We start from the raw sequence: 4,086 nt of genomic DNA, 5'->3' as shown, positions 1-4,086 counted from the left end.
GCACGCCGATGACTACGCGCTTCCCAACGACGTCGCGGCCGAATACTTCGACCACTTCGAGCCCCCGACCGCCGACGAAGGTCCCCTGACGGTCCTCGGTGCGGCCCCAGCGCAATAAGGGATCCGCCTGCGGACGGTGTCGAGTGGCTAATGCCGGTGCTTGCTAGCGGGAGCGCACGCTGAAGATTTCATCGACGATTCGAAGCCAGTCGTCCCGGGAGTTCTCAAGGGTGAGCGCGTAGATGAGGATGCGCCACATGTCTCTGACGCGCTCGTACAAGTCGTCACGGTCTGCGAGCGTGTCCGATACCAACTGCACACCGGTGAATGCGGGAATGATGAAGTTCGCCAACGTGGTCGCCGGGATGTCGCGGGTGATGTCGCCGGCCTGCAGGGCGAGTGTGCTGAGCATCTCGAACGTTGCGAGCCAGTCCCGATACGGTTCGCGAATCGGTGATGCGAACGTCGTCGAATCGGTCGTGAGCTTGATGCCCGCCTGGACGATCGGGTCGTTCATCAATCGACGGGCAAGGTCCGCGCAGAGCAGCATCATCTGCTGAAGGGCCGGCCGGTCGACAGTGAGAATCTCGGTAGCGGCATCCCGACTGATCCGGTGCTGCTCATCGATGAGCGCGAGCGCCAGCACTTCCTTTGACTCGAAGTGGAAGTACACCGCGCCCTTCGTCATCTCAACCGCTCGAGCGACGTCAGCCAACGACGTGTTCACGTACCCATTCCGTTGAATGAGCTCGGCGGCCGCCAGCAACAATCTCTCGCGCGTCTCTTTGCTGCGTGCTTGCTGTCCCAAATCCCACCAGACCTTGCGTTGACTTCCTCGTTAATAATACCTTCTGGTAGGTATTTTCTGACGCCGTCCGCGGCTCGGATGCCTTGGTGCCCTACCCGCCCGCAAAGGAAAGCAGCCGATGAGCCCAGAGTCGCGCCCGATCGATCCCGCGGCAGTTGATCTTCCGCCCAGCCACTCGATTCACATCACACCGGGCGAAATGGAATCCGGGACCGAGGACGCGAAGTGAACCGACGCAACTGGACGAGGAAAGCCCTGGTGCTGGCTTCGGTCTTGGTGTGCGGGACGCTCCTCTCTGGTTGTTCCGGCTGGACCGACGCAGACGCCGCAACGCCGCCGGGCGCAGCTGTTGATACGAATGCGGGGACGCAGCCTTCTGGCGACGCCGTGCCAATGATGCCTGAAGCCGACGAGGCTCATCTCTGTGGTCAGGTCAGCGCACTCGAGGGCATCCGCTATCGATCCGACTGGGAGCATGCGCAAGGCTTGATCGATAATGCGGCGTACGCATCTCGGGTCGCGGCCGTCGAGGACGGCTGGAAGTACATGGTCCTCGGAAGCACTGATGTTTCGCCCGCTATCAAGGATGCGCAGCAAGCCGTCGCTTCGGGCGGCATCGGTTATGAGAACACGGACTTCCAACGCGCTGTCGGCGATGTCGCGGGCGCGTGCGATGCCGCCGGCTCGCTCGTGTCAGTCAGCGCGCTCCCCGGGCAGGGTGGCTGAGACCGGATGCCCACCGCAGCGAGATTGCTTCGATGAGCCGATCGATTGGACCCTCACGAAAGCTCATGGTGAGCGCGTGGGTGCTGTCGCTAACACTGTTCCTTGCCGGCTGCTCTTCCTTCCCGGAAAGCCCGGCCGTGATCGGTGCGGACTACCCAAGCAGCGGTATCCCGACCGACGTCGCGTGGCCCTCGGACTGGCTCGAAGGCTTCTACGGAGAATCAGATGCCGTCGGCGGACCGATCGTCGGCCTGCGCCTGGAGTACGTCGACGCCAGTTGGGTGTGGCGGATCAGAAGCCTGGACCCAGGCGCCGATGTTCTCGGGCAGAGGCCCAGGGAATCGACACGTGGACGTGAGGCATTAGTCGATGCCAGCAGCCTGGCGCTGGTCACCCAGCACGAGGTCGAACTATCCGAAGCGGAATTGGCGGATCCGGGCGTCGGTCCGTACGAAGCTGCGCAGCTTTCAGGCGAGACCTATCCGAGCCCACGTCTCATTGGGCTCGAGCTCACGCTTGTGGACAACCACCCGACCTGGAGCATCACGACTTACGACACCGAGACCGACGCAGTATCCGTCACTTCCGTCGATGCGTCGTCAACTCCTGCTGCCTGAATCGCATGAACGGCACGTCCCGGATGGGTCGCGGAGACGGCGGTTCTCACACGCCCGGAGGCGGATCCCTCAGCGATTCGTTTGAGTTTCCTTGCTCGACGATGCCTTGCTCTGACGGCGCTTGATCCATCGGGATACTGAGCCGCAAATCACGCACCCTAGCGTGCAGCCCAAGAACACCCAGATCCACGGCGAACCAGGGCGCTGAAGAACGAGGATTGCTGCTGCTGCTGTTGTCGCGGCGGCCGCCAACAGCAGACCAGCTATCGCCCAGGCGATGTGGGCGGGGGTTCGCATCTAGTAGGTCTCCTTCCCGCACTGTGCCACGGTCGGCACAAGCATCAGGAACGCCGGCCGTTCTTGGTGGAATGAAGAGCTCGTCGCTCATCCCGGCTCGCGAAAATGCCCAGCACCACTATCGCTAGTACTCCCAGACCAAACGCCCATCCCATGCGGCCGACGTTACGCCCGCGCCACACCGGCGTACAGGGGTCCTCCATCCGGAGAGACCATCTGCTCAGGTTAAGAAGAGTCGCTCGGGGATCAATGAGCGTGACGTCGAAACACGTCGCGCTCTCGCTGTCTGAAGTTCAATCAAGAAGAACCACGACGAAAATTGCGATGCACAACACGGCACCAAGTATGGCCAGAGCAACCATGATCCATCGCGTTCGGCTGAAGGGCTCACCCTTCTTTCGAGGGTGTCGCATAGTCCTTATGGCAGAAATCATCCCCAAGACGATTCCTGGATAAAGGCGCAGGGCGCCGCACAGGCCCTCCTCCTTCGCTTCTTGGCCCTCGTAGTGGGGTTCCATGGGCTGTTGATGCGGCCGCTATCGTTCGATCTATTCAGTCAGCTGAGCACTAGGGAGACGACAACGAGGATGCGAAGCCAGACGCGTTCAGGCCGAATTGCCTGGCTTCTGATCGTCATTGGCGTTGCGTTGCTCGTGTTTGTGGTTCTGTCGCTTTGGTTCCGGGCGATCGGTGGATCTGCGATGGAATGGTGCCTGGTTGATGCGTCCGCTCCCGGCGCAGTCGATTCGGGTCGGTCGGAAGACGACCCGACTTTCCGATACACCGTCTTCCCGTTCGGGTTGGAATGCTCACTGTTCGCTGGCGACGAGCGACCGCGCGTGACAGATTTCCTTGACCTTGGAACGGTGCCGCTCTATGGCGGAATCACCTGCTTGTTGGCCGGCATCATCCTTCTCATACGAGACAGGCGAACGAACACCAACTAATAGCAAGGGAGCTATGCGTGCGCAGATTCAGTGCATTGACAGTCTCGTTGGCAGTCATTAGCGGGCTACTAATCGCGGCACCGACAGCTGCCGTCGCAGAGTCGCCGCCCGAAGCTGACAATGCTGAGATCTTGGAGCTCCACCTCGATGTGCCCGTGCCCATGGAGATCGCCCATAGTCTCGCTGTAGAAGATGGGCTTCCCGTCGTTGGGTACAGCTACGACAACGAAAACGTCGTGGGCCAGTTTTACCCATCGGACTCAAAGAGCATCGCCGAGTTCCAGACGGATTTTGAAGCGGAGTTCTCGACCCTCCCGCGAGTCACTGGGCTGCTGATAGATGAGACAGCCCTTTCCAGCGCAGGCAGGAGCAGAAGCGAGATCGAATCACCTGAAGTTACAGGACGTCCATTCGATCCACCGGCAGTCTCAACGGACGCCCTAGAGGAGCTGCGCGGAGAGCAACCTGAGGACGAGCCGGACCCGGACCCGGACCCGGACCCGGACCCGGACCCGGACCCGGACCCGGACCCGGACCCGGAAGAGTATCTCGGAGAATGGCGACTGATGCGCCCCGGGTTCGGTGGAGGCTCTGATCTCACGGAGGATGAGAGTCATGGCAACACCCAAGAAGTATCCGGACGAGCTGCGTGAGCGCGCGACCCGGCTGGCAGTCGAAGCCCGGCAAGACC

General features: G+C 61.4%; 4 protein-coding genes. 3 read left to right on the top strand and 1 reads right to left on the bottom strand.

What is annotated here, in order from left to right; genetic code table 11:
* Positions 1-163: 163 nt before the first annotated feature.
* Positions 164-808 (bottom strand): ScbR family autoregulator-binding transcription factor, encoded by a 645-nt coding sequence (locus GQQ92_RS16390; protein WP_157000377.1) that lies wholly within the window; start codon positions 806-808, stop codon positions 164-166.
* Between the two features lie 225 nt (positions 809-1,033).
* Here GQQ92_RS16390 and GQQ92_RS16385 point away from each other — a divergent pair, with 225 nt between their 5' ends.
* The 3 genes from GQQ92_RS16385 (at position 1,034) to GQQ92_RS16690 (ending at position 4,048) form a co-directional block, all read left to right on the top strand.
* The gene (locus GQQ92_RS16385) at positions 1,034-1,534 is read left to right on the top strand and encodes a hypothetical protein (protein ID WP_157000376.1); all 501 of its coding nucleotides are present in this window, start codon (positions 1,034-1,036) and stop codon (positions 1,532-1,534) included.
* Positions 1,535-1,602: 68 nt separating this feature from the next.
* Positions 1,603-2,151: a hypothetical protein gene (locus tag GQQ92_RS16380; RefSeq protein WP_232057769.1), complete on the top strand. Its 549-nt coding sequence runs from the start codon at positions 1,603-1,605 to the stop codon at positions 2,149-2,151.
* Positions 2,152-3,526: 1,375 nt separating this feature from the next.
* Entirely contained in the window at positions 3,527-4,048 is a 522-nt protein-coding gene (locus tag GQQ92_RS16690; protein WP_197738314.1) for a hypothetical protein, read from the top strand.
* Positions 4,049-4,086: the final 38 nt, after the last annotated feature.

Source organism: Agromyces terreus, from assembly GCF_009749465.1.
Classification (GTDB): domain Bacteria; phylum Actinomycetota; class Actinomycetes; order Actinomycetales; family Microbacteriaceae; genus Agromyces; species Agromyces terreus.
The sequence above is the reverse complement of the archived record's forward strand: the minus strand, read 5'-3'. Positions and strand labels throughout refer to the sequence as shown.